This is a genomic window from Burkholderia sp. DN3021 (assembly GCF_049805555.1).
GTDB classification, from domain to species: Bacteria; Pseudomonadota; Gammaproteobacteria; order Burkholderiales; family Burkholderiaceae; genus Burkholderia; species Burkholderia pyrrocinia_C.
Genome location: NZ_JBNCAB010000029.1, coordinates 51,254 through 77,738, shown reverse-complemented (window position 1 = coordinate 77,738; position 26,485 = coordinate 51,254). Strand labels below are relative to the sequence as shown.

The window sequence follows — 26,485 nt, the reverse complement described above, 5'->3', positions numbered from 1 at the left end:
GGCCGCGCGTGTAGCTGAGCGGCTGCACGCTGCCTGCGCGGCGATCGATCCAGCCGCCCGCGTACGCGTGCGTGCCGAGCCGCCGCGCGACGTCGTCGCGGCCGAGCACGTCGACCGGTGCGCCGCGCGCGGCCCACTGCTGCGCGCGACGCGCGACCGTATCGAGCATCGCGGCGGTCGGCGCCGGCTGGATCCAGCCGTGGCGACGCGCATCGCAATCGATCGCGTGCCGCGCGATCAGGTCGAACACCGTGTCGGCCGCGCCGCCGACCACGCCGGCAAGCTGCTCGCCGGCCTCGTCGCCGAACCGGCGGATCAGTTCGTCGGGGTCGTATTTCAGCCCGGGGATCACTTGCCCGCCGTTGCGGCCCGACGCACCCCAGCCCGGCTGCGCGCCGTCGATCACGCGCACGTTGGCGCCGCGTTCGGCCAGGTGGAGCGCGGTCGACAGACCCGTGAAGCCGGCGCCGACGATCGCCACGTCGCACGACACAGACGCATCGAGCGCGGGGGTGTCAGGCGCCGGCACGGCCGTCGCCGCCCACAGCGAATCCGGCCACCGGGAGTCGGGCCATGCGGGTGCCGATTTCCTTTCGCTCATGGTCGATCCGGGTTGGCGGCGCCGTCCGACGCCAGCAGGCGACGCAGGAATTCCTGCGTGCGGGGATGCGTCGGCTGCGTGAGCACGTCGCGCGCGGGCCCGCTTTCGCAGATGGTGCCGTCGTGCAGGAAGCACACGCGATCGGCCACCTCGCGCGCAAACCCCATCTCGTGCGTGACGACCACCATGGTCATTCCGTCGCGCGCGAGCCCGCGCATCACGCCGAGCACTTCGCCGACGAGTTCGGGGTCGAGCGCCGACGTCGGCTCGTCGAACAGGATCGCCTGCGGCTCCATCGCCAGCGCGCGTGCGATCGCGACGCGCTGCTGCTGGCCGCCCGACAGCTCGGACGGGTACGCATTCATCCGGTGCGCGAGCCCGACCTTGTCGAGCAGCGCGCGGGCCTGCTCGCGCGCCTGCGCGGCCGGCATCCGCCGCACGTGCACGGGGCCTTCCATCACGTTCTCGAGCGCCGTGCGGTGCGCGAACAGGTTGAAGCGCTGAAACACCATGCCGACCCGCATCCGCAGTTCGTGGATACGCTTCGAATGCGCATCGACCTTCACGCCGTCGATCGTGATCGAGCCTTCGTCGTAGGTCTCGAAGCCGTTGATACAGCGCAGCACGGTCGATTTGCCCGAGCCGGACGGCCCGATCAGGCACACGACTTCGCCCTGCCGCACGTCGAGACTCACGCCCTTCAGCACCGCGTGCTGCTGGAAGCGCTTGTGTATCGAATCGATCCGGATCATGCGCCTCTCCTCAGCGCGAGCCGCTTGCCGAGCCGGTTCACGCCGAACATCAGCGGCAGGCCGAGCGCGAGATACAGCAGCGCGACAAGCGTATAGACGCTCATGTTCTGGAACGTCGACGACGCGATCAACTGGCCGGCGCGCGTGATCTCCGCGACCGTGATCGTCGACGCGACCGATGAATCCTTCAGCAGCATCACGAGCGTGTTGCCGTACGGCGGCAGCGCGATCCGGAACGCCTGCGGCAGCACCACGCGCCGCATGATCATCGGCCCGCGCATGCCGATCGCGTGCGCGGCCTCGATCTGGCCGCGGTCGATCGCCTCGATGCCGGCGCGGAAGTTTTCCGCCTGGTAGGCCGAGTACGCGATGCCGAGGCCGAGCACGCCGGCCTGGAACGCCGACAACTGCACGCCGAGATCGGGCAGCACGAAGTACATGTAGAACAGCTGCACGATGATCGGCAGCCCGCGGATCACGTTGACGATCGTGCTGCCGGCCGTCGACACGGCGCGGTTGCGCGACACCTTCAGCAGCGCGAGGACCAGCCCGAGCACCGAGCTGAGCACGAACGCGCATGCCGTGATCTCGATCGTGACCACCGCCCCCTTCAACAGGATCGGCAGGAAATCGATCGCATTCTGAAAAAACATGAGGTCTCCTATGCGACAGCCGAGCGGGCCGCCGCAGCGGGTGCCCGCGAGACGCGGGCGATACCGGCGTGGAACCGGGGGCCGGCGCTCAGCTCATGTGCCACTTCTGCAGGATCTGCTGCAGCGTGCCGTCGCCCTTCATCTTGCGGATCGCGCCGTTGAGCTGCTCGAGCGTCGCGGTATCGCCCTTCCGCACGATGAAGCAGACCTGCCCCTTCACGACGCTCTGGTATTCGGGCGCGAGCCGCACCTGGCGGTTGACGCCGTGCTCGATCTGGTAAGCGACGATCGGCTGGTCGGCGAAGCCGGCCTTGATGCGCCCGAGTGCGACGTCGCGCATGATGTCGGCGATCGAATCGTAGGTCCGGACTTCCTTGAAGATGCCCTTCTTGTTGAGCGCATCGACGAACGCCGTGCCGACCTGTGCGCCGACCACCTGCCCCTTGAAATCGTCCATCGACGTATAGCGGCCCGGGTCGTCCGCCTTCACGATCAGGCCTTCGCCGAACGAATAGATCGTGTCGGAGAAATCGACGACCTGCTGGCGCGCCGGCGTCTTCAGCATCGCGGCCGAGATGATGTCGATCTTCTGCGTGGTGAGCGACGGAATGAGCGCCGAGAACACGGTCTGCTGCACGTCGACGCGAAAACCGGCCGATTTCCCGGCCGCGGTGATCGCATCGACCATCATTCCCTGGATCGAATTGCTCTTCACGTCGAGAAACGTGAACGGCACGCCGGTGGCCGTCGCGCCGACCTTCAGCGTCGGCTCGGCGGCGACGGCGCCCGCCGATGCCGCGGAGATGGCGATACAGGTGGCGAAACCGGCGGCCAGTGCGCCGAACTGCTTGATGAACGAAACCATGATGTCCCCTTCTCGAATAATCCGGTGCGCCGCCAGTCGCCGATCGACGTTGCGACGATGATCCGATCTTAAAACGAATCAAAAATATCGCAAATAGATTTTTGCGTATCGATATCCGATACGATATGATTCGATATCGAATCGATCAAGCCCCTGCTCATGGAAACTTTGCCCGATCAGTCGAACGACCTGCTGTTCAACCAATCGTTGGAGAAAGGGCTGAACGTGCTGCGCGCGTTCAGCGCGAAGCGGCGCACGATGACGCTTGCGGAAGTGGCCGACGCGGCGGGGATGACGAAGAGTTCGGCGCAGCGGATGGTCTATACGCTCGAGAAGCTCGGCTATATCCGCAAGCATCCGGTCACGCGGCGTTACCAGCTCACGCCGCACGTGATGCGGATCGGCTTCAACTACCTCGCGGCCGACACGCTGATCGACGTCGCGAATCCGTTCCTGTCCGAGCTCACGAACCTGACCGGCGAAACCACCAACCTCACCGAGCCGGACGAGGACGAGATGGTGTACGTCGCGCGTTTCGTGTCGACGAAGTTCGTGCCGATCCACATGCCGATCGGCAGCCGCATCCCGATGTATTGCACCGGCAGCGGCCGCGCGTTCCTGAGCGCGCTGCCGCCCGACGATGCGCGGGCGCGGCTCGACGGCATGGCGCGCACGCCGCACACGCCGCGCACGGTCACGGCGCTCGACGCACTCGTCGCGCTGCTCGACAGCGCGCGGCACGAAGGCTACGCCACCAATCAGGAAGAACTGTTCATCGGCGACATGTCGATCGCGGCGCCCGTGCTCGGCAGCCAGGGGCAGCCCGTCGCGGCCGTGCATGTGGTCGCGCCGACGAGCCGCTGGACGTTCGACGACGCGCGCCGCAAGCTCGCGCCGGCCGTGATCGACTGCGCGCGCGGCATCAGCAATTCGATCCGGACGCTCGAATAGCGCCGGCGATACGGTAAACGGCAGACGGCACACCGCTGCATTGCGCAACGGTGCTTGATCACATCACTACCACGGCTTCCGCGGATTCTCCGTCCGATAGGTACTGTTCGGGCGCAATACGAGTTTCTTCGCCGCGGCGTCCAGTTCCTTGCCGTGATACATGTCGACGCACTTAAGGAAGTCGAACTTCACATCCCCGACTTCCGATTCGACCACGGGATTCCGGTAATCGAGCGCGAGATACTTCGCCACCAGCGCGTGAATGACATCCGGCGCGCGCTCCATGTCGTAGTAGGTCCAGTCGCGCAATGCGCTGGTGCTGCTGCCGAGATCCTTGCTCGTGCCGGGCTCCTGCTTGTAAGCGGTTGCCAGGCACTCCGCGAGCACCATGTCCTTGAAGTTCTGGAGATACGTTCGTGAGCTGGCCTCCGGTGACGCTTGCGCTGCATCCTTCGCCGAAACCACCGAAGGATGCAGCGCGACGCACGCCAGCACGGCCGCGATCCAGGCTCCCTTCATGACAGACTCCAGAAATTCGCACGATCCGTACGATACCGTGCGCCCGGTTCGTTGAAATAGCAGTGGTCATAGCCTATCGGCGACGCTCAATGAAAAACACGTCGCGGGCCGGCATTCGTGGGGGAAGGCGCGCACGCAAAAACAGGCATCCGGCCCGCAACGTGCAACGCCTGACGGGTCACAACTCCCAGCGTCCGCGCTCCATCGCCTGTTCCATCATTCCGAGCGTCAGCGACCGGCCGCCCAATGTCTCGCGCGCGTCGTTGCTGAACGGGGATTTGACGACCGCCGCAAGGAACGATCCGATGCCGAGTTTCGCGGACGGGTAGTAATAGTGGATGTCGAACGCAGAGAGGTCGATGCCAAACGTCACGGCCCATTGCCTGACGAATTCGTCGATATCGCCCGGCTCCATGTCGAGGTCGTGATAGAGGTCCGTGTCCCGCGTCAGTTCGATTCGATCGACCGGAAGCCTGCCGATATCGGTCGCAATAAACGCTTCGAGACTCTTCCATGCGTCAGCCATACAGACGATCCTCGGGCTTCACCATGCTGTTGTAGGTGATAACCGTGCGATAAGTGATCAGCGATACATCCGTTGCCAAGAGTACCCAACCTGCTCCTGGAATCGCGCGCCCAACGAATGCGCCGATATTCCGCGTGAACTTGATGCGCAACATGATAAGACTCGTGAACGATGTAACGGTAGGCAAAATCCGATGCTTCAGCTCGTACGGCAGCAAGCGACGGGAAACGACAGACGCGATGGAGGTGCCCTTGACGGCGATCGCAAACTTCCCGCGCGTCGGGATAAAGCGCTGGCCCAGCAACACCATCGCGATACCGACTGCATCATCTACCCCCAAACTGCTTGCCAGTCTCTTCGATGAAGATCAGGAAGAGCAACGCTTCGCGGCTCAAGCCGTCATGAATGCCGTACTTGTACGAATGCGCCATTTTCTCTCAGATAGTTTGAATTCGAACGAGCGGGCAAGGCTATCGCGAACGACGCAGAGAGGACAACAGGCTCATCGGGTCGGGAGTCGATACGGGAACGCGTTCGGGCGCAATTGATCGATCTCGTGCTGTTCCTTTGAAGCGAATTCCGGCTTGCGCTCCCGATCGTTACAGCTTCGTCGTTCCGCGCGAGTACCACCGCAACGGCATGCACCAGAACGAATGCAAATCGTTAATTTTTGGTGGCTTGCTGGCGACGAATGCGTCGACGTTGTCCGGCCCTTGAGCATTCGTGCGCGTTAGCGCGTCGCCGCTGCGCGCTCGCTCACCATCGCAATCGCACTCACCCGCCGCTCGGCCTGCCGCTGCGCAAACCGGTACGCAACAAGCGCCCCGGCCACAGCAAGCAGCATCGGCACGAGGCTGTCGTGATTCGCGCGCGTGAATTCGAGCAGCAGCACGACCGCCGTGATCGGCATCTGCATCGACGCGGCGAGAAACGCGGTCGCGCCGATCAGCGCATACCCGTCGATCGACGCGCCCGGCCAGACGAGGCTCCACAGCCCGCCGAGCACGACGCCGAGCAGCGCGCCGTTCGCGAGGCCCGGCGTCAGCAGGCCGCCCTCCGCGCCAGCCCGCAGGCTGCCCGCCTCGATCAGCACTTTCAGCACGAGCAGCGTCGCCGCGAGGCCGATCGTCAGCGTGCCGTCAAAACTCAGCGACGCCGGCCCCTTGCCGTTGCCGAGCAGTTGCGGAAACCGCATCGCGAGCATGCCGATCACCGCGAAGTTGACCAGCGCAAGCACGGGCAGCCGCCAGTCTTTCGGCGCGTTCGCCCGCGCGCGGGTCGTGAGCCGCACAAAGCCGTACGCGGCGAAGCCGAACAGAGGCCCGCAAACGATCGACCAGGCGACGAGCGGCGTGCTCAGCGCGAACGCAGGCACCGTGTACTGGTGTTCGTTGCCGAGGCCGAGCCACGCGACAGCCGCCGCGATCGCGGACGTCACGACCGCGACGATCAGCGCACGCAGTTCGAACGTGCCGAGCAGCACTTCGAGCACGAAGATCGCGCCGCCGAGCGGCACGTTGTAGACGGCCGCGAGGCCCGCGCCCGCGCCGCACGCGACCATCAGCCGGCAGTCGTCGGGCGTGAGCCCCGCGCGATGCGCGAGCTGCCCGGCAAGCAGCGAACCGATCTCGCGCGGCGCGACTTCGCGGCCGAGCGGCGAACCGAGCGCGACGGTGACGATCTGCAGCAGCGCGTGGATCGTCGTGCTGACGAACGGCATCCGCGGATCGGCCGCACGCACCGCGCGGCGAATGCTGACGAGCGGCCGGCCGTACCGGTAAAGCGCCCACCAGCCGCCGCCGGCGACGATTCCGCAGAAGACGAGCACCGCGAGCCGGCGCAGCGGATCGGCATCGGTCACGCCGGTGAGGAAGCTCTCGGTGCCGATCACGTGCGCGATGCTGTAACCGTACGCAACGTGCTGGATCGCATGCAGCAGCAACGCGATCAGCATGCCCCCGAGGCCCGCGCCGACGCCGGTCAGGATCGTGACGACGGCCACGCGCGCGAACGGGCTGGCGGACGGGGAAGCGGATGCGGGTGCGGACGGGAGATCGAGGCGCATGAGGTCGGCGAACGGGGATCGAAAGGACGGCGCGCAACACGCGCGCCGTCATCAGGACCGCATCGTAGCCTCGCGCGTCTCATGCGACAAACGTATTTTTCGAATCGACTCATGCATTTCGTGAATGAATGAGCGCGGACGGCCTGTAACCGCCGTCCGCATCAACCCCATCCATCCGGATACGTGACGTGCTCCGGTTCGCGCCGCATGTATGGATGAAAAGCACGCACGCGTCGCGCATCAAGACCAGCCTTCGAACGTCAGGCCGGTTTCGGCAGCGGCCTGCTCGGGCGTCACGCCGCGCACGTGCTGACCGAACGTCCACACGTGCTGCTCCGGATCGCGCGCGCGATAGGTGCGGTCGCCATAGAACTGGTCGGCCGGTTCCTGCAGGATTTCCGCGCCGGCCTGCCGCGCGTGTTCGCAATGCGCGTCGAGGCCGTCGGCAAGCTGCACGTGCACGCTTTGCGTGTTCCTGCCGCCGATCTCTTGCGGGCTCGCGACGAAATCGGCCCAGTGTCCGCCGATCATCACGACGCCGCCGCGATGCGTGAGCTCCGCATGCGTGACCTCGCCTTCAGGCGTACGGACGACGATGCCGCGTGCGAATCCGAACGCCCGCTCCAGCCATTCGAGCGCGGCGCCCGGATCGCGGTAGTACACGGCGGCGCTGATCGGCGGATGGCGGTCGGGCTGGGGCATCGTCTGTCTCCGGTCGTGGGCACGAGCGGCTCATTCTCCGCGCGTCGGCCGTGCGGATCAACCGCCGTGCCGCGTCCCGCGCATGTTGCAACGGCGCGACAGCCGGGTCGCGCCGGGCGAATGCCGCGTGCAGGCCATCGCGCAAAAACGGCCGGCCCCGGGTGCGCGCGGCGCGTCGTGTCAGTTTTGTGAAGGACTCTTGCCGGATCCGGAAAGGTGCGCACGCCGCGCCGGCGGCCTTGCGCGCGCCGTGCATTCCTATACTTGCGCCGAACTTTCGTTTCCCGTCCCACACGCAGGAGCTTCACCATGAAAAAAACCCTGATCGCCGGCGCTTGCGCGGCCGCGCTGTTCGCCCCGCTCGCCCACGCGCAAAGCTCGGTCACGCTGTATGGCCTGATCGACGCCGGCATTGCGTATACCAACAACGCCGGCGGCGCATCGCTGTGGCGCCTGACCACCGGCACGATCAACGGCAGCCGCTTCGGCCTGCGCGGCACCGAGGATCTCGGCGGCGGCGTGAAGGCGCTGTTCGTGCTGGAGAACGGCTTCAACGCGAACAACGGCGCGCTCGGCCAGGACGGCAAGCTGTTCGGCCGCTATGCGTATGTCGGCCTGAGCGGTAACGGCTACGGCACGCTGACGCTCGGCCGCCAGTACGACACGATGGTCGACTTCGTCGCGCCGCTGTCCGCGACGGCCGGCGACTTCGGCGATACGGGCTTCGCGCATCCGTTCGACAACGACAACCTGAACCACTCGCTGCGCATCAGCAACGCGGTCAAGTACACGAGCGATACGGTCGCGGGCTTCAAGGTCGGCGCGATGTACGCGTTCTCCAACTCGACGAACTTCAGCGCGAACCGCGCGTACAGTGTCGCGGCGAGCTACACGAACGGCCCGTTGAAGCTGGCCGGCGCGTACCTGCAGATGAACGGCACGAAGGGCTCGACGAGCGCCAGCCCCGGCGCGATCGATTCGGCCGAGGCGAAGAGCGTGAACCAGGGCGGCTGGTCGATCGGTTCGGACCGCATGCGGACATACGGCGGCGGCGTCAGCTACGTGTTCGGCCCGGCGACCGTCGGCTTCGTCTATACGCGCTCGCAGTACGACAACACGGGCTCGTTCGGCTCGACCGGCCAGGTCGCGTTCAACAACTACGACGTGAACGTGCGCTATGCGGTGACGCCGGCGGTCAGCCTCGGTGCGGCTTACGTGTACACGGATGCCAGCGTGTCGAACCCGGACAGCAAGCACGGTACCGATCCGAAGTGGCACCAGGTCGACCTGCAGGCCGTGTACAAGCTGTCGCGCCGCACCGACCTGTATGCGGAAGCGATGTACCAACATGCGTCGGGACGCGGCTACCAGGCGTTCATCAACGGTTCGGGCGGCGCGTCGAGCACGCCGAACCAGATCGTCGGCGCGATCGGCATGCGCACGCGGTTCTGACCGATGTGACGCAATGTCGCCCGCCGGCAACGAACCCGCTTTCGCACGCGGGTTCGGTCGCTGTGATCGACGCGCGTCAATGTTGTTCCATCTGGAAGGCAGCCTGCCTGGAATCGGGGTTTTTGCGCGCACAAGCGCTGCGTAGACTCGTATCGAAGGTCCGGGGCGCGCATCGCGCGTCGAACCGAACGTCTACCCCTCACCCAGGAGAACCTCGTGAAATCGCTCGTCGTTACCGCCGCCGCTGCCGTCCTGCTTGCCGCACCGGCCCTGTCGTTCGCCCAGTCGGCGAAGTCGCCCGTCACGCGCGCGCAGGTGCTGCAGGAACTGGTCGATCTCGAGTCGGTCGGCTACAACCCCGCGCGCGGTGAAGCCGGCAACTATCCGGAAGACATCATGGCGGCACAGGAACGACTGCAGGCGAAGCGTCTCGCGGCACGGAAGGCTGCGCAGGCCGCATACGGCCCGGCCGGCGAGCCGGCAACCGAATCGGGCACGGCGGCGAAACCCGCGCTGTGACGACGTGACGATGCGCGTCGCCCGCATGAATCGTGTGCTGCGGGCGACGCGCATGTCGCGTTTGCATGAAGAAGCCTGTCGCGCAATCGACAGTCAGCACAACGTATCGACGTGACGATACGCGCCCCGCGCTCAGGCGGCCTGCGGTTCGCGGCCGATCGCGTTCAGCATCTCGACGTCGCGCGCGATCATCCCCGGCACCTGCGCGCGCAGCATCTCGACCCAGGTCCGCACCTTCGCGTCGACGAAGCGGCGCGACGGATACAGCGCATACACGTTCATCTTCTGCAGGATATGCGCGGGCAGCACGCGCACGAGCGTGCCGTCGCGCAGCGCGTCGATCGCCGAGTACAGCGGCAGCATGCCGATCCCGATGCCGTCGCGGATCGCGAGTGCGAGCGATTCGGCCGTATTGGTCTGCACCGGCCCGGCAACGTGGATCTGCTCGACGCCTTCCGGCCCTTCGAGTACCCATTCGTGCGTCGGGAACGCGGGCGTACACAGCGTCAGGCACGCATGTGCGGCGAGATCCTGCGGACGGGCCGGCACGCCGTGCCGTTTCACATAGTCGGGCGACGCGCACAGGATGCTGAACGTCGAACCGAGCAGATGCGACACCAGTTCCGAATCGGGCAGCGACGACGCGGTCACGACGGCCATGTCGCTCGTGCCGTCGAACAGGTCGGGCATGCGCTGCGACAGCGACAGTTCGATCGACACGCCCGGGAACTGCGCGTGATAGCGCGTCAGCGCGGGCAACACATAGTGATGACCGACACTCGCGAAGCTGTGCATGCGCAGCACGCCGGCCGGCCGTTCGTGCGCGCAGCTCGCCTCTTCTTCCGCGCGGTCGACGTCGGCGAGGATCTGGCGGCAGCGCCGCAGATAGCTTTCGCCGGCCGACGTCAGCGCGAGGCGGCGCGTCGAGCGATTCATCAGACGGGTGCGCAGGCGCGCCTCGAGCTCCGACACCGCGCGCGACATCGCGCCCGTCGTCGAATTCAGCGATTGCGCGGCGGCCGTGAAGCTGCCTGTCTCGACGACGCGCGAAAACACCCGCATGTTTTGTAGGGTATCCATTCCTGTGAGCAACCTGTAGCGGAGCCGCTATTTTCCTCCACTGGATGCGACAGATTGTTACTCCGGCTGCAACTATCGTTTCCCCACAGCTGCGTTAATGCGCGGGCGCCGCACTCCTACAATCGGCGCCTCACCAGTCGAACGGACCCGTTCGGACGCGCCGCGGCACCTCGCCGGGCCCCGCACGGGTCCCCTCTTTTCATGAAGCCACAACCTGCGATCGAGCGACCTTCCATCGAACCGGCACGATGGCGATCATGGCTCGATCCGCTCGGCGACGCGGCACGCGACTGGGCCCTCAGCGACGGGCTGATCTGGCTGCACCTCGCGAAGACCGTGTTCGCGGCGCTCCTTGCGATGGGCATCGCGATGCGTCTCGAGATGTCGCAGCCGCGCACGGCGATGACGACCGTGTTCGTGCTGATGCAGCCGCTGTCGGGGATGGTGTTCGCGAAGAGTTTCTACCGCATGCTCGGCACGGCGGCCGGCCTCGTCGCCGCGCTCGCGCTCGGCGGGCTGTTCGCGCAGCAGCCCGAACTGTACATGGCCGGCATCACGCTGTGGATCGGCGGCTGCATCGCGCTGGCGGTGCGCAACCGCCACTTCCGCTGGTACGGCTTCGTGCTCGCCGGCTACACGGCCGCGCTGATCGGCCTGCCGGCGGTGATGACGCCGCAGACGCTGTTCCAGTCCGCGCTCACGCGCGCCGCGGAAGTCGCGCTCGGCATCGCATGCTCGGGCGCGGTCAGCGCGTTGATCCTGCCGCTCAGTTCCGCGAAGGCGCTGATGCGCTCGCTGAACACACGCCACACGACGTTCGCGGCGTTCACGTCCGGCGCGCTCGCGGGCGACGTCGCACGCGGCGATTTCGAGCGGCGCTTCGCCGATTTCGTCGACGACATCGTCGGCTTCGAAGCGAACCGCGCATTCGCGTCGTTCGAGGATCCGCACATTCGCGCACGCAGCCGGCGGCTCGCACGGCTGAACAGCGAGTTCATGAACGCATGCACGCGGCTGCATGCGCTGCACCAGCTCGTCAAGCGCCTGCGCGCGAACGGCTCGGACGCGGTGCTCGACGCGCTGGCGCCGCACGTCGACGCGCTCGCGCAGCGGTTCGCCGCATTGCGCGACGAGCGGCAGCACGGCATCGCACCGGCCACCGGCGCGCTGCTCGAACTGCGCCGCTTCCACGGCGCGTTGCCGAAGGCCGCGCGCGCGTCGCGGCGGACCATCGAGGAACACGCGGCCGGCGGCCTGCTCGATTTCGATACCGCGATCGAGCTGCTGTACCGCTTCATCGGCGAGTATCTCGGCTACGCCGATACCTACGCGTCGCTCGACCAGGACGATCACGCATTCGAGCGCTCCGTCACGCATTACGCGGTGAAGACCAATTCGTTCTTCGTCGGCTTCGCGTTCCTGCGCACGGTCATCGCCGTCGGTGCGATGAGCGCGTTCTGGATCGCGTCGGAGTGGCCGAGCGGCTCGCTCGCGGTGATCGCCACCGCGATCGCGTGCGCGCTCAGCTCGACGTCGCCGCGCGCACCGAAGTTCGTCGCTCAGATGGGCGTCGGCGCGGCGTTCGCGACTGCCGTCGGCTACCTGTTCCTGTGCTACGTGTATCCGAACATCGACGGCTTTCCGCTGCTGTGCGCGACGCTCGCGCCGGTGCTCGGCCTCGGCGCGTTTCTCGCGATGCGGCCGGGCCTGTCCGGCTACGGGATCGGCTTCGCGGTGTTCTTCTGCCTGCTCGCGGGCCCCGACAACGCAATCGCGTATACGCCCGAGGTGCTGATCAACAACGGGCTGGCCGTCGTCGTCGCGATGCTCGCGTGCTCGCTCGTGTTCGCGGTCGTGTTCCCCACCCATATGCCCTGGCTCACGGGCCGCATCGCGCACGACCTGCGCCGCCAGGTCACGCTTGCGTGCGAAGGCGCGCCGGACGGCCTCGCGCAGCGCTTCCAGTCGAGCACGCACGACCTGATGGCGCAGTTGCGCACGCTGCTCGTGCGACGCACGCGGCAGCATCGCGACGCGCTGCGCTGGATGCTGTCGACGCTCGAGGTCGGCCATGCGGTGATCGACCTGCGCGACGAACTGCACGCGTTCTGCGAATCGAAACCGCCGCAGATGCTGCGCTGGACCGGTTCGATCGATGCGGTGCTGCACGAGCTGCCGCGCTTCTTCGACGATCCGACGCCCGGCCACCATGCGCGCACGCTGAAATCGGTGAATCTCGCGATCCGCGCCGCTCAGCACACGCTGCAGGCGTGGTACGCGGTGCCCGACGAACGACGCCGCATGCAGCGGATCGTCGGCTGCCTGCACTTCATGCGCAGCGCTCTGCTCGACAGGGACGCGCCGTTCAACCGGCGCCGCCATTGAACGTCGATGCGCGCGCAACGGGATCCTTGTTCCGAATGGAAATAAGCTCTACAGGCGCGGTGATTAATCTTTAAGCAGTGCGAGCCTATAGTTTCCTCACTGCCAGCGAGACTGGCACTCACCCAGGAGAAACAAAATGAAGCCGCTGCACCTCGCCCTCGTTGCCCTGTCGCTGACCGCTGCTGTCGCCCAAGCACAGCCCGCGCCGGCCGACGCCGCACCGCAACAGGCGAACCGCGCCGAAGCCATCAAGGCCGCAGGCCGCGTCGATCGTGCGCAATCGAAGCAGGAAGACCCGAACGCCTGTGTCGGCCCCGTCAGCTTCTGCAACATCTACTTCGGCAGCTGAGCATGACGCCGCGTCGTCACGGCCAGGCCCGCACCGCCCGCATCGAGTCCGCGGGCGAGCGGCGGACCGGCCGATCGCCGCACCGCCGTCCCGCTCCACGCCGCTTCGATTGAAGCGGCGCATGCCGTTTCAGGCGCCGCGCCCCGGCCGCCACCCGACTTCGCGCAACGCATCCAGCAGGCGCGCCTGCCCGAGCCCCTCGACCCGCGCACCACGCGATTCGACGTCGCCGCCCGCGACGAGCGCGTTCACGATCGCTTCCTCCACCGCCTCCGCCGCCGCGACGAACAGCGCGGAAATATGGTCGTTGTTGACCATCTTCACGCCGGTGGTCGGCGCGCCCTTGCTGCCGTAGTTCGCGGCCGGCAGCCCGTCGTTGCCCGTTGCGAACGCAACGAAGATGTCGCCGCTCGAATCCTCGGTGCCGCCGCCGACGCGCGCGAGCCCGACGCTTGCGCGCTGCGCGACGCGCGTGCATTGATGCGGCAGCAGCGGCGCGTCGGTCGCGATCGTGACGACGATCGAGCCCATGCCGGCCTCGCCTGTCGCGTCGGGTGCGCGGAACGGCGAATGCACGTGCCGCAGCACTTCGCCGACCGGATAACCGGCCACGCGCAGCATCTCGCGCACGCCGTAGTTCGCCTGCACCAGCGCGCCGACGGTCCAGCCGCCCGCATCGGCCGCGAGCACGCGCGACGCGGTGCCGATGCCGCCCTTGAACTCGTGGCAGATCATGCCCGTACCGCCGCCCACGCCGCCTTCGGTAACCGGCCCCGACTGCGCGGCGGCCAGCGCGCGCTGCACGTGCGCGGCGCTCACGTGCTGCCCCCAGATGTCGTTCAGCAGCCCGTCGTAGGTTTCCATCACGACCGGCATGCACCAGTACACGCGGCCGGCCGCCGCTTCCCGCTCGTTCGCGACGAGCGCGTCGCGCACCGCGCCGACACTGTGCGTGTTCGTATAGGCGATCGGCGTCGTCAGCAGGCCGGCCTCGCGGATCCATTCGAGCCCCGTCGCGTCGCCGTTGCCGTTCAGCACGTGCACGCCCGCGAAACACGGCGAATCGTGCACGGCGCCCGCGCGCGGCTCGATGACGGTGACGCCGGTGCGGATCGATGCGTCGCCGTTCTCGACGTTCAGCGTGCAATGTCCGACCCGCACGCCCGGAACGTCCGTGATCGCGTTGAAGCGGCCCGGCGTGCCGAGTCCGATGCGGATGCCGAGATCCCTCGTGCGCATGATGCAATTCCTCCAGTCTTTCAATGGTTCGGTGTTTCGGTGCTGCAACGTGACGATCCGGCGTTCAGAGCGCGCGGAATGCTTCGCTGTGGCGCGCCCAGACGACATACATCACGAGTGCGGCAATCAGCAGCCCCGCGATGATGATCAGGTCGGTCGGCTTCGTCGCCGTCGCGAGAGTCGTGAAGAGCGTGTACGCGGCGCCCGCCACCGCGACAAGCGGCGTCACGGGCCACAGCGGCATCCGGTAGTGATGTTCGACGTCGCGGCGCACGAACCGGCTCGCGAGCGCGGCCAGCCCGACGACCAGATAGATCAGCAGCAGCAGGTCGACCGTGAACGCGGTCAGCTCGTCGAGGCTCGACACGAACACGAGCCCCGCCGACGGCACCGCGAGCGCGATCGTCGCGAGCCACGGCGATTCCAGCCGCGGATGGATCGTCGAGAATGCGCGGTTGCAGGTGCGCGACCAGAGCGCGTGCCGGCCGCTGCTGTACAACAGCCGACCCATCGTGATCACGATCGCGATGATCGCGTTGAACACCGACAGGAAGATTCCGGCGCTGACCACGCGCGATACGGCCGGGTTGCTCAGCGAACGCACGACATAACCGATCGGGTCGGCGCTTTTCGTCAGTTCCGTCAGCGACGGCGCGCCGAGCACGATCGCGGTGAGCGGAACCAGTTCGACGACGAGGATCACGAGCAGCGAATAGATCACGGCCTTCGCGACGTTGCGGTTGCCGCCGCGCAGGTCTTCGGCGAGGTATGCAGCGGAGCCGAAACCGTTGTAGCAGAAGATCGCCGTGCCGATCGCGGGCACGATGGCGGCGAGCGTCGCCGGCACGAGCGCGTTGCCGCTCGCGGCGACCGGCGCGACCAGCACGTCGGCGCCGCGATGCAGCGAGCCGAAACCGAGCCCCGCGATCAGCATCAGCACGCCGATCTCGACGACGAGGAACGCGCCGGTGATCCATGCATTCGTCTTGATGTTCAGCATGCCGAGCAGGTAGCTGAGCAGCACGATCGTCAGCGCGACCGACTGGTTGCCGAAGTGCGTGCCGAGCGCGTTGTTCAGGTACGGCGCGGCGCCGCTCGCGAGCACGGCCGGGATGAACACGCTGACGGACAGCACCGTGATGAAGGTCAGGTAGCCGGGCAGCGTGCCGAACACGCGCTTGGCCATCACGTATTCGCCGCCCGCGCTGCGGTGCGCGGCGCTGAGCTCCGCATAGCAGAGCGCGAACGCGAGCGCGAGCACGCCGCCGAGCAGGAACGACAGCACGGCGCCGCTGCCGGCCTGCTGGATCGCGAACGGCGCGATCACGAAGATCGAGCTTGCGGGGGTCACGCCCGATACGGTGATCATCACCGCATCGCGCACGCTGAGCGTCTGCGACAGCGCGCGCGGCGCGTCTTCCGTTGCAGGCGCCGCTTGCAGCGTGCCCGTCGATTCCGACATCATCGCCATCTCGTTCTCCTGTGCTGCACTTTTTTGAACACCCATACTCGGGCCCGATTGATTGCGTGGCAGTCTAGGAAGCCAATTTCAGGACCGCTATTCCCCCTTCGTGTTACACCCTTCCGGTGGTGGTATGGATCGTCTCTTTTCCGAAATCGCGATGCACCAGGCGCTTGGCCGCGCAATCGATCATCTCGGCCAGCCGCGCTTCTGGCGGTTCCTGGTGCTGCTGCTCAATGAAATGGCGCCGTTCGACAATGCGCTCGCGACAGCGATCGGCCGCGACGGCGTGCCGCTCGTGCTCGACGAATACGACACCGGCGGCACCGACGCCGCGTCGCCGGTGCCGCTTTACCTGAACGGGTTATATCTGCTCGACCCGTTCCTGCAGGCCGCGCACGACGGGCTCGCCGACGGCTGCTACCGGCTCGAGGAAGTCGCGCCCGACCTGTTCCGGCAAAGCGAGTATTTCCTGAGCTACTTCCGCGATGCGGTCGGCGACGACGAAATCCAGATCCTCGTGCGGCCGAACGCCGACACGCTGCTGTCGCTGTCGCTCGGCGCGGCCGCGCGCTTCGACGTCGAGCCGCTCGGCAAGCTAACGGCCGCGATGCCGTGGGTGCTCGCGACGATCCGGCAGCACTGGCGGCTGATCGGCGACGCCGCGCGCACGACACCCGACGCCGATCTCGGCGCGCGCGTCGAGCAGGCGCTCGCGCGCTTCGGCGCGGGCGTGCTGACCGATCGCGAAATGTCGATCGCGAGAATGGTGCTGCGCGGCAATTCGTCGAAGGCGATTGCCGAGCGGCTGACGATCTCGCCGGAAACGGTGAAGGTGCATCGGCGGCATCTTTACGCGAAGCTCGGGATTTCGTCGCAGCCCGAGCTGTTTTCGCGGTTCATCCAGGCGCTGGGAGAAGATGCGGCGGGATGAGCGCATCGCGCAGCACGGATGGCAACGGGTGCGGAATCGTGCAATATCCGTGAATCGCCGCAATCCGTGGTCATCCGGTGAAGCACACGCGGATGTTCCGTCGACAATGAAGTTGCCCGGAAACAGGAATCCCGATCCATGTCGCTCATTCCGCTCGTCGGACTCGGCTGGTTGCTTCTGTGTGCCATCAGCGCCGCATCGATCGTGCTCGTGCCGCCGCTGCTGCTGGTCGCCTGCCTGATGGGGAAGGATGTCTGGTCGATCCTGACGCGCGGCCGGTTGCAGTTCGCGTTCCTGGCCTACCTCGGTTCCGCGCCGGTGCCGGCGGTTTTCACGTTCCTGCTGGAAGCCGGTGCGGCGGCCGGGAGTGCCGGAGGCGTTGCTCCGACAGCCTGACCGTGTGGAACGAACGGTGTTTTTTCATGTTCCTGGGCGCGGCTGCGCTGAGCGGCCTGCTGTTGCTGCTGCGGCCGAAAGACAGGCAAGCAGCAAACGTCGAGCCGTCACAGTCTGCGCAATAGCCGGCACGCGAACGCCGCGCCATGCCGCCCGCCCGGTTTTCGGGCAGGGGCACGGGCATGCGCAGCGTCCTGCTACTTCCACTTCGCGCCGAGTTGTGCGAGCCCGGCGTTCTGGAGATCGTCCGGCAGCATCACCACGCGGAACTCGCAGTCTGCATTCAACATCAGGAACCACGGCTCCGCGAGCGCCGGGATCTGCGACGGGTCATCCAGATTGACGATCACGACCGCCCCGCGCCCGCCGCTCTGCTCCGTGAAATACACGGCCTCCGGCCTGACCGCTTCGAGTATTCGCGAGATCACGTCGCCGACGCTGCCGTCGCGCACCAGCGTGTTGAACGGCTCGTGAGGGATTCGTACGTTGAGAAGCATGCGCATGACCATCCTCCTTGGGCTCCGCCCGGCCTGGGCCCTTCAAGCATAGGTGCTACGCGACGCCGCGCCAGTGGCGCCGCAAGCAGTTGCCGGCACGCATTCACATTCCGGCGATTCGATGACACCGCGTCGCGCAAACGGCAATCGCCCGCGCGATGCAGGCCGGGTCGAATCGACCGCTTATGCCCCCATCATGCGGGGACCGTATCGGCCGTCAGCCCCGTCGGTTCGATCGCCAGACGCAGCGCCCGCTCCGGCCGCAGCGTCACGTTCAGCACCGCGCGCGGCGGCGCCATGCCGGGCGGCACCGACAACACATGGCGCTGCAGGATCATGGCGGCGACGACCGTCATCTCCATCATCGCCAGATGCTGCCCGAGGCATACGCGCGGGCCCGTGCCGAACGGCATGTACGCGCCGCGCGGCAGCGCCGGCGCATCGTCGGCGAAGCGCTCGGGCCGGAACGCATGCGGCTCCGGAAACCATCGTTCGTCGAGATGCATCAGCTGCAGCGGCAGCATGAACAGCGTGCGCGCGGGAAACTGCCATGCGCCCAGCGCGACCGGCCGCGATGCACGGCGGCTGATCAGGATCGGCGCGGACGGATACAGGCGCAGCGTTTCGTCGAGCGTCTCGCGCTGCAGGCGCGCGAATGGCGAGGCACGCACAGCCCGCGCCAGGTCGAACGGCGCATCAAGACCTACAGCGGCCGATCGCTGCGCGAGTGGCAGGCGCTCGTCAGGACGGAAAGCGCGTTCTTCGCGGCGCGCGACCGGTTCGAAGCCGGCGCCGCGTTCAACTGGGCGACGCTGGCGCTGGACGAAGGGTTCGCCGACCAGGCGCACCTGAGCCGCGAGGTCAAGCGCATCACGGGATTCTCGCCGAGCGAATTCACGCAACGCTTCGTCGACGACGAATCGTTCTGGATGTACCGGCTCTGGGCGTGACGCGGCGGCGGCCGATCCCGCATTGGTGAGCCGTTTCGCAATGCACGGCCCGCTCGCGGCCGCCACTCAACCGCGCGGGTCGACAAAGCCGCCTTCAGGTGCATCGTGCGGCACGTTCCAGCCGAAATACACTTCCGCCTCGACGATCCGGCCGTCGCGGACGCGCAACCGCTCTGCATTCCGGAACCGCTTGCCGCTGCTCGTTTCCGCCTCGTACACGACGAATACGTGCTCGCCGTGAACGGCGACATCGATGAAATCGAAGCGAGCCAGCGTCACGCTGTTCGGCGCGGGCGCGCTCGCGCGGCAGATCCTGTCGAACCCGCTCGTCGTCGCGTGCGCGCTCGGGATCGCGATGCAGGCCGGCGGCGTCGCGTTCCCGGCTGCCGTCGAGCCGGCCGTGCGCGCGCTCGGCGCCGCGTCGATGCCGCTCGGCCTGCTGTGCGTGGGCGCGGCGCTGAGATTCGACGCGGCCCGTTCGTGGCTGCAGCCGGTGTGCGTCGCGTCGGCGTTCAAGTTCATGGCGATGCCGCTCATCACGCTCGCGGCCGGTCGCCTGTTCGGGCTCGGCGACGCGGCGCTGACGGTCGCGCTGCTGTTCCAGGCGCTGCCGACGTCGTCGGGGTCGTACATCATGGCCCGCCAGCTCGGCGGCGATGCGCCGCTGATGGCCGGCATCACCGCATTCCAGACGATCGCCGCGCCGCTCGCGATGCCGGTCGTGCTGACGGCGCTCGTGTCGGCACCGGCGTTTCGCTGACGGCGCCGCCCCGCCCGATACCCGCTGAATCAGCCTGCAGGCCAGTCATCGCACGGTTCGACATCGTCGGCCGCGCGCGCTCGTGATCGTGGGCGTCGCGCTGATCAATCGCGCACGGCGCTGACACAGCGGCGCACACGCCGCGCAGGCTCGGGGACGGATCCCGAATACCGGATTGCGACCGCACTCGCAGCACCGTTGCGCGCCGCCTACGCGCCGCCGATACGCGCCCCGACTTTCTCGCAGCCCTGCCAAAAACCGCCTATCGTGAATGAAGCGCTCCGTTTGCCGCCATCCGACCCTGCGTCGCTCGCACCAGCGGCAACGGTGCCGCGTTCCGGCACCATTCATCGCGATCGTCGCGCCCGCTCGCCCGTGCGCACGATCGCGGCCGCCCACCGGATTACAGGAGGCATTCATGAAAGCCGCGTTGCTCGTCAGTTCCGCCCTGCTCGCCATTGCATCCGCTTCGGCCTCGGCCCAAGGCTCGATCACGAAAGTCGAAAACGGCGCGCTCGTCGCCGCGAACGGGATGACCGTCTACACCTTCGACAAGGACAAGCCCAACGCCGGCACCAGTGCGTGCACGGGCCAGTGCGAAACCTTCTGGCCGCCGTACAAGGCCAGCGCGACCGACGTTCCGGTCGGGCCCTACACGATCGTCAAGCGCGACGACGGCAGCCCGCAATGGGCGTACAAGGGCAAGCCGCTGTACTTCTTCTCGAAGGACATGAAACAGGGCGACCGCAACGGCGACAACTTCAAGGACATGTGGCACGTGGTCGCGCCGTAAGCGTGGTTGCGCCGCCGTCCGCGCAACCGGCGCGGACGTAAAAAAGCCCGCCCGGATCGTCGTCGACCGGGGCGGGCCTTCGCATCTTCACGCCGGCCACCTTGCATCGCCAGCCGACAGGCCGGCGACGCATGCAGCCGGCATGCGCGTCAGCGGTTCGACGGGAAGCTGAACACCGTCCCTTCGCGCACGCCGGCCGACGGCCAGCGCTGCGTGATCGTCTTGCGCTTCGTGTAGAACCGCACGGCGTCCGGGCCGTATGCGTGCAGGTCGCCGAACAGCGAACGCTTCCAGCCGCCGAACGAGTGGTACGCGACGGGCACCGGCAGCGGCACGTTGATGCCGACCATGCCGATCTGGATGTTGTCGCTGAAGTAGCGCGCGGCCTCGCCGTCGCGCGTGAACAGGCACGTGCCGTTGCCGTATTCGTGCGCGTCGATCAGCGCCATCGCCTCGTCGAGCGACTTCAGTCGGATCACGCCGAGCACCGGCCCGAAGATCTCGTGCTGGTAGATCGGCATGCCGGGCTTCACGTTGTCGAACAGGCACGGGCCGAGGTAATAGCCGCCGTCATGGCCGTCGACCTTCACGCCGCGGCCGTCGACGACGAGCGTCGCGCCCGCTGCCACGCCCGCTTCGACGAAGCCCGTCACCTTCCCGAAGTGCTGCTGCGTGACGAGCGGGCCCATGTCGACGCCCGCGCCGTTGCCCGGGCCGACCTTCATCTTGTCGATTTCCGCCTTCAGGCCCGCGACGACCTGGTCGGCCGTGTCGTCGCCGATCGCGACGACCAGCGGGATCGCCATGCAGCGCTCGCCGCACGAGCCGTACGCGGCGCCCATCAGCGCGTTCACCGCGTTGCCGATGTCGGCGTCAGGCATCACGACCGCAAAGTTCTTCGCGCCGCCGAGCGCCTGCACGCGCTTGCCGTGCGCACAGCCGGTCGAGTAGATGTATTCGGCGATCGGCGTCGAGCCGACGAAGCTCACGGCCTTCACGCGCGGATCGGTCAGGATCGTGTCGACCGCTTCCTTGTCGCCGTTGACGACATTCAGCACGCCCGGCGGCAGGCCGGCCTCGAGCGCGAGCTCGGCCATGCGCAGCGTCGACGACGGCGTGCGCTCGGACGGCTTCAGCACGAACGTGTTGCCGCATGCGACGGCCATCGGCCACATCCACAGCGGCACCATCACCGGGAAGTTGAACGGCGTGATGCCGGCCGCCACGCCGAGCGCCTGGAACTCGCTCCACGAATCGATCGCGGGGCCGACGTTCTTGCTGTGCTCGCCCTTCAGCAGCTCGGGCACGTAGGTCGCGTATTCGACGTTCTCGATCCCGCGCTGCAGTTCGCCCATCGCGTCGGCCAGCACCTTGCCGTGCTCGGCCGTGATCAGCGCGCACAGCTCGTCGGCGTGCTCCTCGAGCAGCGTCTTGAAGCGGCTCATCACGCGGGCGCGCTTCAGCGGCGGCGTGCTGCGCCATGCCGGGAACGCGGCCTGCGCGGACGCGATCGCGGCTTCGACGGTCAGCTTGTCGGCGAGCGCGACGCTCTTGTCCGATTCGCCGGTGGCCGGGTCGAACACCGGCTGGACGCGGCTGCCGCCGTCGACGCGCTTGCCGTCGATCAGGTGGCCGACGGTGGAAGTCACCTTGCTGTCGTGTTTCATCTGTCTGGCTCTTTCGTGAATTCGGTTGTCGCTTGGGGGCGGGCCGCGGCTCAGTCCACTTCGTTCAGCGCGTCGGACAGCGCGTTGACCAGGTTGTCGATCTCGCGCTTCTCCGAGATGAATGGCGGCGCGAGCTGGATCGTGTCGCCGCCGTAGCGCACGTAGAAGCCCTTCGCCCAACAGCGCATCGCGATCTCGTACGGGCGCCGTGCCGGTTCGCCCGGCAGCGCCGCGATCGTCAGGCCGGCCGCGAGGCCGTAGTTGCGGATGTCCGCGATGTGGCGCTGGCCCTTCAGCCCGTGCACGGCCGCCTCGAAATGCGGCGCGAGATCGCGCACGCGGGCCACCGCGTCTTCCTTCACCAGCAGGTCGAGCGCCGCGACGCCGGCCGCGCACGCGACCGGGTGCGCCGAATACGTGTAGCCGTGCGGGAATTCGAGCATGTACTCGGGGCCGCCTGCCGCCATGAACGTGTCGTAGATTTCCTTCGTCGCGACCACGCCGCCGAGCGGCTGCACGCCGTTCGTCACCTGCTTCGCGAAGTTCAGGATGTCCGGCGTCACGCCGAACGCGTCGGCGCCCGTCATCGCGCCGGCACGGCCGAAGCCCGTGATGACCTCGTCGAAAATCAGCAGGATGTCGTGCGCGGTGCAGATGTCGCGCAACCGCTTCAGATAACCCTTCGGCGGCACGACCACGCCCGCCGAACCGGAGAACGGCTCGACGATCACCGCCGCGATGTTCGATGCATCGTGCAGCGTGATCAGGTCGAGCAGGCGGTCGGCCAGCTCCGCGCCGTGCTCGGGCATCCCGCGCGAGAACTTGTTCTCGGCGAGTTGCGTGTGCGGCAGGAAATCGGCGTCGAGGCCCTGGCCGAACAGCTTGCGGTTCGGCCCGATCCCGCCGACCGAGATACCGCCGAAGTTCACGCCGTGGTAGCCCTTCTCGCGGCCGATCAGGCGCGTCTTCGTGCCCTTGCCCTTCGCGCGCCAGTACGCGCGGGCCAGCTTCAGCGACGTGTCGGCCGCTTCCGAGCCCGAACCCGTGAAGAACACGTAGTCGAGACCGGCCGGCGTCAGGTCCTTGATCTTGTTGGCGAGCTCGAACGACTTCGGATGGCCGAACTGGAACGCCGGCGCGTAGTCGAGCTGTGCGACCTGGCGGCTCACGGCTTCGACGATTTCCGTGCGGCCGTGACCGAGGCCCGTGCACCAGAGGCCCGACAGGCCGTCGAAGATCTTGCGGCCTTCGGCATCCGTGTAATACGCGCCTTGGCCCGACACGATCATGCGCGGATCGGCCTTGAACTGGCGGTTGGCGGTGAACGGCATCCAGTGCGCGTCGAGCCACGCGGCGTCGGTGCGGATAGTCGTATCGTCCTGCTGCGCGGCGGTGGTGATGTCGGTCATGTCGGTCGGCGCGGCGCGCCCCTCCTTCTTGTGATGATGTTGCACATTGTCGGGAGGCCAATTAGTCTCTTCAATATCGCAATATCAATGTTCACTTGCTCAACTATGCAAGCAAAGAAACCGAAGAGCCGCGCGCTGCTCGGGCAGCTCAGCGACATGGATCTGCGCCTGCTGCGGGTCTTCAAGGGCGTCGTGCAGTGCGGCGGGATGGCGGCGGCCGAACTGGAACTGAATATCGGCATCTCGACAATCAGCCGGCACGTGAAGGATCTGGAAACGCGCGTCGGCCTCGTGCTGTGCCGGCGCGGTCGCGCGGGCTTCACGCTGACGCCCGAGGGGCAGACGGTGTACGAGGAGACGCTGCGCCTGCTCGCGTCGATGGAGGCCTTTCGCAGCAGGATAGACGGTATTCACGACAGGATGGGCGGAGAACTGCACGTCGCGGTGTTCGACAAGACGGCCACCAACGCGAACGCGCGGCTCGGCGACGCGATCCGCCAGTTCACGGACGAGGCACCCGACGTCGCGCTGAACCTGCATGTCGCGTCGATCAACGAGGTCGAGCGCGGGATCATCGACGACAGCTACCAGGTCGGGATCATTCCCGCGCACCGCAACTCGGGCAGCCTCGTGTATTCGGAGCTGTTCGACGAACGGATGCTGCTGTACTGCGGCCGCCAGCATCCGCTCTACGATGCGCCGCACGGCAAGCTCACGTGGACGACGATCCGCAACCATGCGTTCGCGGGGCTCGGCTTCCATTCGCCGAACATGGAACTGAGCCATCGCGCGAAGCTCACGCGCAGCGCGACCGCGTCGGACCAGGAATCGATCGCGACGCTGATCCTGTCCGGCCGTTATCTCGGCTTCCTGCCGGACCATTACGCGGAAAGCTTCGAAAACAAGGGGCTGATGCAGCCGATCGCGCCGCACCGGTTCAACTACCGATGCCGGTTCGTGAGCCTGCTGCGGCGCTCGCCGCGGCCGTCGCGGGCGGCGCTGCTGTTCCAGTCGTGCCTGGAAGCCGCGCACGACGTGAAAGCGTAGCCGGCGCGACGGTCCGCCCCGCCCCGCGCGGGAACGGCGGCGCGGGCATCGCGTTCAGCGCCGTGCGCCGCGCGCGAACCACCGCCGTTCAGCTGCGCGATCCGGCTCTGCGATAATGCGGGCTCCCCATTCCCGTTCCGCCGCCCCGCCATGACGCAACCGTCCGCCCCGCTCTCCACCGACCTGCCGCCGATCTCGTGCCTGCCCGGCGATGCGCTGCCGTGGCTGCCGATGAGCGCCGACCTGCCGGGGCTGGCGATCAAGTATCTGCACATCAATGCGGCCGAGGACACGCTGACCGCGCTGCTGAAGATGCCGGCCGGCGGCACGCTGCCGCGCCATCGCCACGATGGCGAGGTGTTCGTCCATACGCTGCAGGGTGCGTGGCGCTACCTGGAGTACGACTGGGTCGCGCACGCCGGCTCGACGGTGCTCGAACCGGCCGGCTCGGTGCATACGCCGGAAACGCTCGGCGCGCCGGGCGAGGACGTGATCACGCTCAACGTGATGCGCGGCGATCTCGTGCTGCTCGACGACGACGGCCGCGAGACCGCGCGCGAGAACTGCCGCGTCGCGCTGCTGCGCCAGCGCAAGCATGCGCGCACGGCGCCGGACGACGCTGCGCCGTTCGTCACACGGTAAGACAGGCGGCATCGTCGCGTCACGATCCGCATGGTGCCGGCTCTCGCTAATGCGCGGATGGCCGCCTGCGCACTTCGCCAGCTTCCCCGGCCTACCCGCGCATTACCGAAAACGCCGGAAAAATCGCCGAATATCGTTGGCCAGCAGATCCGGCTCTTCCATCGCAGCAAAATGGCCGCCGCGCGGCATGTCGGTCCACTGCACGACGTCGAACACCCGTTCGAGCCAGCTGCGCGGCGGGTGGCTGATTTCCTTCGGAAAACGCGCAAACGCGACGGGCACCGCCACGCGTTGCCCGGCCGCGAAGCGCATTGGCTGCAGCCGGTTTTCCCAATACATCTGCATTGACGAGCCGATGCAGCCGGTGAACCAGTAGAGCGAGATTCCGGTCAGCAGCACGTCGTGCGAAAACCGCCGTGCGACGTCGCCGTCGCAATCGCTCCACGTGCGGAATTTCTCGGTGATCCACGCGGCCAGCCCGGCCGGCGAATCGTTGAGCGCGACGGCCAGCGTCTGCGGCTTCGTCATATGCATATGCGCGTATCCGCCTTCCATCGCGGCCCACTCGCCGCGCTGCGTCACGAAGGCCTGTTCGTCCTCGGTCAGCGGCGAAGCCGCGTCGGTCGGAGGCTCGTAGCTGCCGGGCAGGTAGTTCAGATGGATGCCGTCCACCACGTCGGCGTGTCGCGCGCCGAGCGCAATCGACACGCCTGCGCCGAGATCACCGCCTTGCGCGCCGAAGCGTCGATATCCGAGACCGGACATCAACGCCGCCCAGCGGTCGGCGACCTGAAATGCCGACATGCCGGGTGCCGCGGGCGCCGGCGAGAACAGGAAGCCCGGCAGTGACGGCACGACGACGTCGAACGCATCGTCCGGATCGCCGCCGAACGCCGCCGGGTCGCAGAGGCGATCGATCAGCGCGTCGAATTCGAATACGGAGCCCGGCCAGCCGTGCGTGACGACGAGCGGATAAGGCCTCGGCCCGACGCCGCGTCGATGGATGAAATGCACGCGCTGCCCGCCTGCGTCTGCGACGAACTGCGGCAGCCGGTTCAGCGCACGCTCCACCGCACGCCAGTCGAAGCGTTCGGCCCAGTACGCGGTCAGTTCGCGCAGCCACGCGCCGTCGACACCCTGCTGCCACGGCCCGGCGGGTGTCAGCATCGGTGCGCGCATGTCGCGCAGGCGCCGGCGCAGATCATCAAGCGCGTGATCGGGAATCGCAATGTTGAACGGGGCGGTGTGCATCGTGTCTCCTCGCGAAGAA

General features: G+C 67.2%; 25 protein-coding genes and 5 pseudogenes. 12 read left to right on the top strand and 18 right to left on the bottom strand.

Annotation, left to right across the window (positions count from 1 at the left end):
- From ACPUER_RS16705 to ACPUER_RS16690, 4 genes are all read right to left on the bottom strand, one after another.
- A partial coding sequence (locus ACPUER_RS16705; protein ID WP_425131613.1) for an NAD(P)/FAD-dependent oxidoreductase occupies positions 1–601 on the bottom strand: 601 nt, incomplete at its 3' end.
- Positions 598–1,353 carry an amino acid ABC transporter ATP-binding protein gene (locus ACPUER_RS16700; protein ID WP_310139945.1) on the bottom strand — a complete coding sequence of 252 codons (756 nt, stop codon included), beginning with the start codon at positions 1,351–1,353 and terminating at the stop codon, positions 598–600. The genes ACPUER_RS16705 and ACPUER_RS16700, both read right to left, overlap by 4 nt.
- Positions 1,350–2,006, bottom strand: a complete 657-nt coding sequence (locus ACPUER_RS16695; protein ID WP_111018094.1) for an amino acid ABC transporter permease — start codon at positions 2,004–2,006, stop codon at positions 1,350–1,352. The genes ACPUER_RS16700 and ACPUER_RS16695 overlap by 4 nt, the downstream gene beginning before the upstream one ends.
- 88 nt (positions 2,007–2,094) lie before the next feature.
- On the bottom strand, positions 2,095–2,871 hold the full coding sequence (locus tag ACPUER_RS16690) for an ABC transporter substrate-binding protein (protein ID WP_175959074.1): 777 nt from the start codon (positions 2,869–2,871) through the stop codon (positions 2,095–2,097).
- A gap of 159 nt (positions 2,872–3,030) precedes the next feature.
- On the opposite strand from ACPUER_RS16690, the gene ACPUER_RS16685 reads away from it, so the two are divergent.
- Complete coding sequence (locus tag ACPUER_RS16685; protein ID WP_034179587.1) at positions 3,031–3,822, top strand: IclR family transcriptional regulator; 792 nt, start codon at positions 3,031–3,033, stop codon at positions 3,820–3,822.
- A 66-nt stretch (positions 3,823–3,888) separates the two neighbouring features.
- Here the strand turns inward: ACPUER_RS16685 and ACPUER_RS16680 are convergent, their stop codons facing one another.
- The 5 genes and pseudogenes from ACPUER_RS16680 to ACPUER_RS16660 form a co-directional block, all read right to left on the bottom strand.
- Positions 3,889–4,341 carry a type VI secretion system amidase immunity protein Tai4 gene (locus tag ACPUER_RS16680; RefSeq protein ID WP_425131612.1) on the bottom strand — a complete coding sequence of 151 codons (453 nt, stop codon included), beginning with the start codon at positions 4,339–4,341 and terminating at the stop codon, positions 3,889–3,891.
- 178 nt (positions 4,342–4,519) lie between these two features.
- Complete coding sequence (locus ACPUER_RS16675) at positions 4,520–4,867, bottom strand: DUF1493 family protein (RefSeq protein WP_310139933.1); 348 nt, start codon at positions 4,865–4,867, stop codon at positions 4,520–4,522.
- Positions 4,860–5,298 (bottom strand): annotated as a pseudogene (locus ACPUER_RS16670) (STM2901 family protein). Before ACPUER_RS16670 ends, ACPUER_RS16675 begins: the two are co-directional and overlap by 8 nt.
- Before the next feature lie 299 nt (positions 5,299–5,597).
- Entirely contained in the window at positions 5,598–6,932 is a 1,335-nt protein-coding gene (locus ACPUER_RS16665) for a chloride channel protein (RefSeq protein WP_425131611.1), read from the bottom strand.
- A gap of 240 nt (positions 6,933–7,172) precedes the next feature.
- Positions 7,173–7,634: a VOC family protein gene (locus tag ACPUER_RS16660; RefSeq protein WP_425131610.1), complete on the bottom strand. Its 462-nt coding sequence runs from the start codon at positions 7,632–7,634 to the stop codon at positions 7,173–7,175.
- A gap of 309 nt (positions 7,635–7,943) precedes the next feature.
- Between ACPUER_RS16660 and ACPUER_RS16655 the strand changes: the two genes are divergently transcribed.
- Together ACPUER_RS16655 and ACPUER_RS16650 are read left to right on the top strand one after the other, a co-directional pair.
- On the top strand, positions 7,944–9,086 hold the full coding sequence (locus tag ACPUER_RS16655) for a porin (protein WP_425131609.1): 1,143 nt from the start codon (positions 7,944–7,946) through the stop codon (positions 9,084–9,086).
- A gap of 216 nt (positions 9,087–9,302) precedes the next feature.
- Positions 9,303–9,605, top strand: a complete 303-nt coding sequence (locus ACPUER_RS16650) for a DUF4148 domain-containing protein (protein ID WP_425131608.1) — start codon at positions 9,303–9,305, stop codon at positions 9,603–9,605.
- 132 nt (positions 9,606–9,737) lie between these two features.
- On the opposite strand, the gene ACPUER_RS16645 is transcribed toward ACPUER_RS16650, so the two are convergent.
- The gene (locus ACPUER_RS16645) at positions 9,738–10,685 is read right to left on the bottom strand and encodes a LysR family transcriptional regulator (protein ID WP_310139922.1); all 948 of its coding nucleotides are present in this window, start codon (positions 10,683–10,685) and stop codon (positions 9,738–9,740) included.
- A gap of 201 nt (positions 10,686–10,886) precedes the next feature.
- Here ACPUER_RS16645 and ACPUER_RS16640 point away from each other — a divergent pair, with 201 nt between their 5' ends.
- Both ACPUER_RS16640 and ACPUER_RS16635 read left to right on the top strand, forming a co-directional pair.
- Complete coding sequence (locus ACPUER_RS16640; protein WP_425131607.1) at positions 10,887–13,070, top strand: FUSC family protein; 2,184 nt, start codon at positions 10,887–10,889, stop codon at positions 13,068–13,070.
- Between the two features lie 136 nt (positions 13,071–13,206).
- Complete coding sequence (locus ACPUER_RS16635; RefSeq protein WP_310139916.1) at positions 13,207–13,419, top strand: hypothetical protein; 213 nt, start codon at positions 13,207–13,209, stop codon at positions 13,417–13,419.
- 129 nt (positions 13,420–13,548) lie between these two features.
- Here ACPUER_RS16635 and ACPUER_RS16630 read toward each other — a convergent pair whose 3' ends face one another.
- Together ACPUER_RS16630 and ACPUER_RS16625 are read right to left on the bottom strand one after the other, a co-directional pair.
- Positions 13,549–14,658 (bottom strand): P1 family peptidase, encoded by a 1,110-nt coding sequence (locus ACPUER_RS16630; RefSeq protein ID WP_425131606.1) that lies wholly within the window; start codon positions 14,656–14,658, stop codon positions 13,549–13,551.
- A gap of 64 nt (positions 14,659–14,722) precedes the next feature.
- A complete protein-coding gene (locus tag ACPUER_RS16625) occupies positions 14,723–16,129 on the bottom strand; it encodes an APC family permease (protein ID WP_425131605.1) in 1,407 nt (468 codons plus the stop codon).
- Positions 16,130–16,253: 124 nt separating this feature from the next.
- Here ACPUER_RS16625 and ACPUER_RS16620 point away from each other — a divergent pair, with 124 nt between their 5' ends.
- A complete protein-coding gene (locus ACPUER_RS16620; protein ID WP_175959061.1) occupies positions 16,254–17,054 on the top strand; it encodes a helix-turn-helix transcriptional regulator in 801 nt (266 codons plus the stop codon).
- A 138-nt stretch (positions 17,055–17,192) separates the two neighbouring features.
- The gene (locus ACPUER_RS16615; protein WP_425131604.1) at positions 17,193–17,450 is read left to right on the top strand and encodes a hypothetical protein; all 258 of its coding nucleotides are present in this window, start codon (positions 17,193–17,195) and stop codon (positions 17,448–17,450) included.
- Between the two features lie 197 nt (positions 17,451–17,647).
- On the opposite strand, the gene ACPUER_RS16610 is transcribed toward ACPUER_RS16615, so the two are convergent.
- Together ACPUER_RS16610 and ACPUER_RS16605 are read right to left on the bottom strand one after the other, a co-directional pair.
- Positions 17,648–17,953: a panthothenate synthetase gene (locus tag ACPUER_RS16610; protein ID WP_174418037.1), complete on the bottom strand. Its 306-nt coding sequence runs from the start codon at positions 17,951–17,953 to the stop codon at positions 17,648–17,650.
- A 188-nt stretch (positions 17,954–18,141) separates the two neighbouring features.
- Positions 18,142–18,585 (bottom strand): annotated as a pseudogene (locus tag ACPUER_RS16605) (cytochrome P450); the annotation flags it as partial.
- Between ACPUER_RS16605 and ACPUER_RS16600 the strand changes: the two are divergent.
- A pseudogene (locus tag ACPUER_RS16600) lies at positions 18,574–18,897 on the top strand (helix-turn-helix domain-containing protein); the annotation flags it as partial. The pseudogenes ACPUER_RS16605 and ACPUER_RS16600 overlap by 12 nt on opposite strands.
- A gap of 66 nt (positions 18,898–18,963) precedes the next feature.
- On the opposite strand, the pseudogene ACPUER_RS16595 reads toward ACPUER_RS16600, so the two are convergent.
- A pseudogene (locus ACPUER_RS16595) lies at positions 18,964–19,188 on the bottom strand (nuclear transport factor 2 family protein); the annotation flags it as partial.
- On the opposite strand from ACPUER_RS16595, the pseudogene ACPUER_RS16590 reads away from it, so the two are divergent.
- A pseudogene (locus ACPUER_RS16590) lies at positions 19,175–19,657 on the top strand (AEC family transporter); the annotation flags it as partial. The pseudogenes ACPUER_RS16595 and ACPUER_RS16590 overlap by 14 nt on opposite strands.
- A 418-nt stretch (positions 19,658–20,075) precedes the next feature.
- Positions 20,076–20,450, top strand: a complete 375-nt coding sequence (locus ACPUER_RS16585) for a hypothetical protein (RefSeq protein ID WP_310139901.1) — start codon at positions 20,076–20,078, stop codon at positions 20,448–20,450.
- 149 nt (positions 20,451–20,599) lie between these two features.
- Here ACPUER_RS16585 and ACPUER_RS16580 read toward each other — a convergent pair whose 3' ends face one another.
- Together ACPUER_RS16580 and ACPUER_RS16575 are read right to left on the bottom strand one after the other, a co-directional pair.
- Positions 20,600–22,117, bottom strand: a complete 1,518-nt coding sequence (locus ACPUER_RS16580; RefSeq protein ID WP_425131603.1) for a CoA-acylating methylmalonate-semialdehyde dehydrogenase — start codon at positions 22,115–22,117, stop codon at positions 20,600–20,602.
- Between the two features lie 50 nt (positions 22,118–22,167).
- Entirely contained in the window at positions 22,168–23,526 is a 1,359-nt protein-coding gene (locus tag ACPUER_RS16575) for an aspartate aminotransferase family protein (RefSeq protein ID WP_425131602.1), read from the bottom strand.
- 105 nt (positions 23,527–23,631) lie between these two features.
- On the opposite strand from ACPUER_RS16575, the gene ACPUER_RS16570 reads away from it, so the two are divergent.
- Positions 23,632–24,573, top strand: coding sequence for a LysR family transcriptional regulator (locus ACPUER_RS16570; RefSeq protein WP_425131601.1), 942 nt, complete (start codon positions 23,632–23,634; stop codon positions 24,571–24,573).
- Positions 24,574–24,723: 150 nt separating this feature from the next.
- Positions 24,724–25,215 (top strand): 2,4'-dihydroxyacetophenone dioxygenase family protein, encoded by a 492-nt coding sequence (locus ACPUER_RS16565; protein ID WP_072436731.1) that lies wholly within the window; start codon positions 24,724–24,726, stop codon positions 25,213–25,215.
- Between the two features lie 102 nt (positions 25,216–25,317).
- On the opposite strand, the gene ACPUER_RS16560 is transcribed toward ACPUER_RS16565, so the two are convergent.
- The gene (locus tag ACPUER_RS16560; RefSeq protein ID WP_425131600.1) at positions 25,318–26,466 is read right to left on the bottom strand and encodes an epoxide hydrolase family protein; all 1,149 of its coding nucleotides are present in this window, start codon (positions 26,464–26,466) and stop codon (positions 25,318–25,320) included.
- Between the last annotated feature and the right edge of the window lie 19 nt (positions 26,467–26,485).

Coding starts and splice junctions, on each gene's coding strand:
- ACPUER_RS16625 (WP_425131605.1), bottom strand. CDS start 16,129: ATGGCGATGATGTCGGAATCGACGGGCACGCTGCAAGCGGCGCCTGCA.
- ACPUER_RS16645 (WP_310139922.1), bottom strand. CDS start 10,685: ATGGATACCCTACAAAACATGCGGGTGTTTTCGCGCGTCGTCGAGACA.
- ACPUER_RS16640 (WP_425131607.1), top strand. CDS start 10,887: ATGAAGCCACAACCTGCGATCGAGCGACCTTCCATCGAACCGGCACGA.
- ACPUER_RS16620 (WP_175959061.1), top strand. CDS start 16,254: ATGGATCGTCTCTTTTCCGAAATCGCGATGCACCAGGCGCTTGGCCGC.
- ACPUER_RS16565 (WP_072436731.1), top strand. CDS start 24,724: ATGACGCAACCGTCCGCCCCGCTCTCCACCGACCTGCCGCCGATCTCG.
- ACPUER_RS16700 (WP_310139945.1), bottom strand. CDS start 1,353: ATGATCCGGATCGATTCGATACACAAGCGCTTCCAGCAGCACGCGGTG.
- ACPUER_RS16560 (WP_425131600.1), bottom strand. CDS start 26,466: ATGCACACCGCCCCGTTCAACATTGCGATTCCCGATCACGCGCTTGAT.
- ACPUER_RS16695 (WP_111018094.1), bottom strand. CDS start 2,006: ATGTTTTTTCAGAATGCGATCGATTTCCTGCCGATCCTGTTGAAGGGG.
- ACPUER_RS16675 (WP_310139933.1), bottom strand. CDS start 4,867: ATGGCTGACGCATGGAAGAGTCTCGAAGCGTTTATTGCGACCGATATC.
- ACPUER_RS16690 (WP_175959074.1), bottom strand. CDS start 2,871: ATGGTTTCGTTCATCAAGCAGTTCGGCGCACTGGCCGCCGGTTTCGCC.
- ACPUER_RS16610 (WP_174418037.1), bottom strand. CDS start 17,953: ATGCGCATGCTTCTCAACGTACGAATCCCTCACGAGCCGTTCAACACG.
- ACPUER_RS16615 (WP_425131604.1), top strand. CDS start 17,193: ATGTCGCTCATTCCGCTCGTCGGACTCGGCTGGTTGCTTCTGTGTGCC.
- ACPUER_RS16635 (WP_310139916.1), top strand. CDS start 13,207: ATGAAGCCGCTGCACCTCGCCCTCGTTGCCCTGTCGCTGACCGCTGCT.
- ACPUER_RS16680 (WP_425131612.1), bottom strand. CDS start 4,341: ATGAAGGGAGCCTGGATCGCGGCCGTGCTGGCGTGCGTCGCGCTGCAT.
- ACPUER_RS16655 (WP_425131609.1), top strand. CDS start 7,944: ATGAAAAAAACCCTGATCGCCGGCGCTTGCGCGGCCGCGCTGTTCGCC.
- ACPUER_RS16660 (WP_425131610.1), bottom strand. CDS start 7,634: ATGCCCCAGCCCGACCGCCATCCGCCGATCAGCGCCGCCGTGTACTAC.
- ACPUER_RS16665 (WP_425131611.1), bottom strand. CDS start 6,932: ATGCGCCTCGATCTCCCGTCCGCACCCGCATCCGCTTCCCCGTCCGCC.
- ACPUER_RS16570 (WP_425131601.1), top strand. CDS start 23,632: ATGCAAGCAAAGAAACCGAAGAGCCGCGCGCTGCTCGGGCAGCTCAGC.
- ACPUER_RS16685 (WP_034179587.1), top strand. CDS start 3,031: ATGGAAACTTTGCCCGATCAGTCGAACGACCTGCTGTTCAACCAATCG.
- ACPUER_RS16630 (WP_425131606.1), bottom strand. CDS start 14,658: ATGCGCACGAGGGATCTCGGCATCCGCATCGGACTCGGCACGCCGGGC.
- ACPUER_RS16580 (WP_425131603.1), bottom strand. CDS start 22,117: ATGAAACACGACAGCAAGGTGACTTCCACCGTCGGCCACCTGATCGAC.
- ACPUER_RS16585 (WP_310139901.1), top strand. CDS start 20,076: ATGAAAGCCGCGTTGCTCGTCAGTTCCGCCCTGCTCGCCATTGCATCC.
- ACPUER_RS16575 (WP_425131602.1), bottom strand. CDS start 23,526: ATGACCGACATCACCACCGCCGCGCAGCAGGACGATACGACTATCCGC.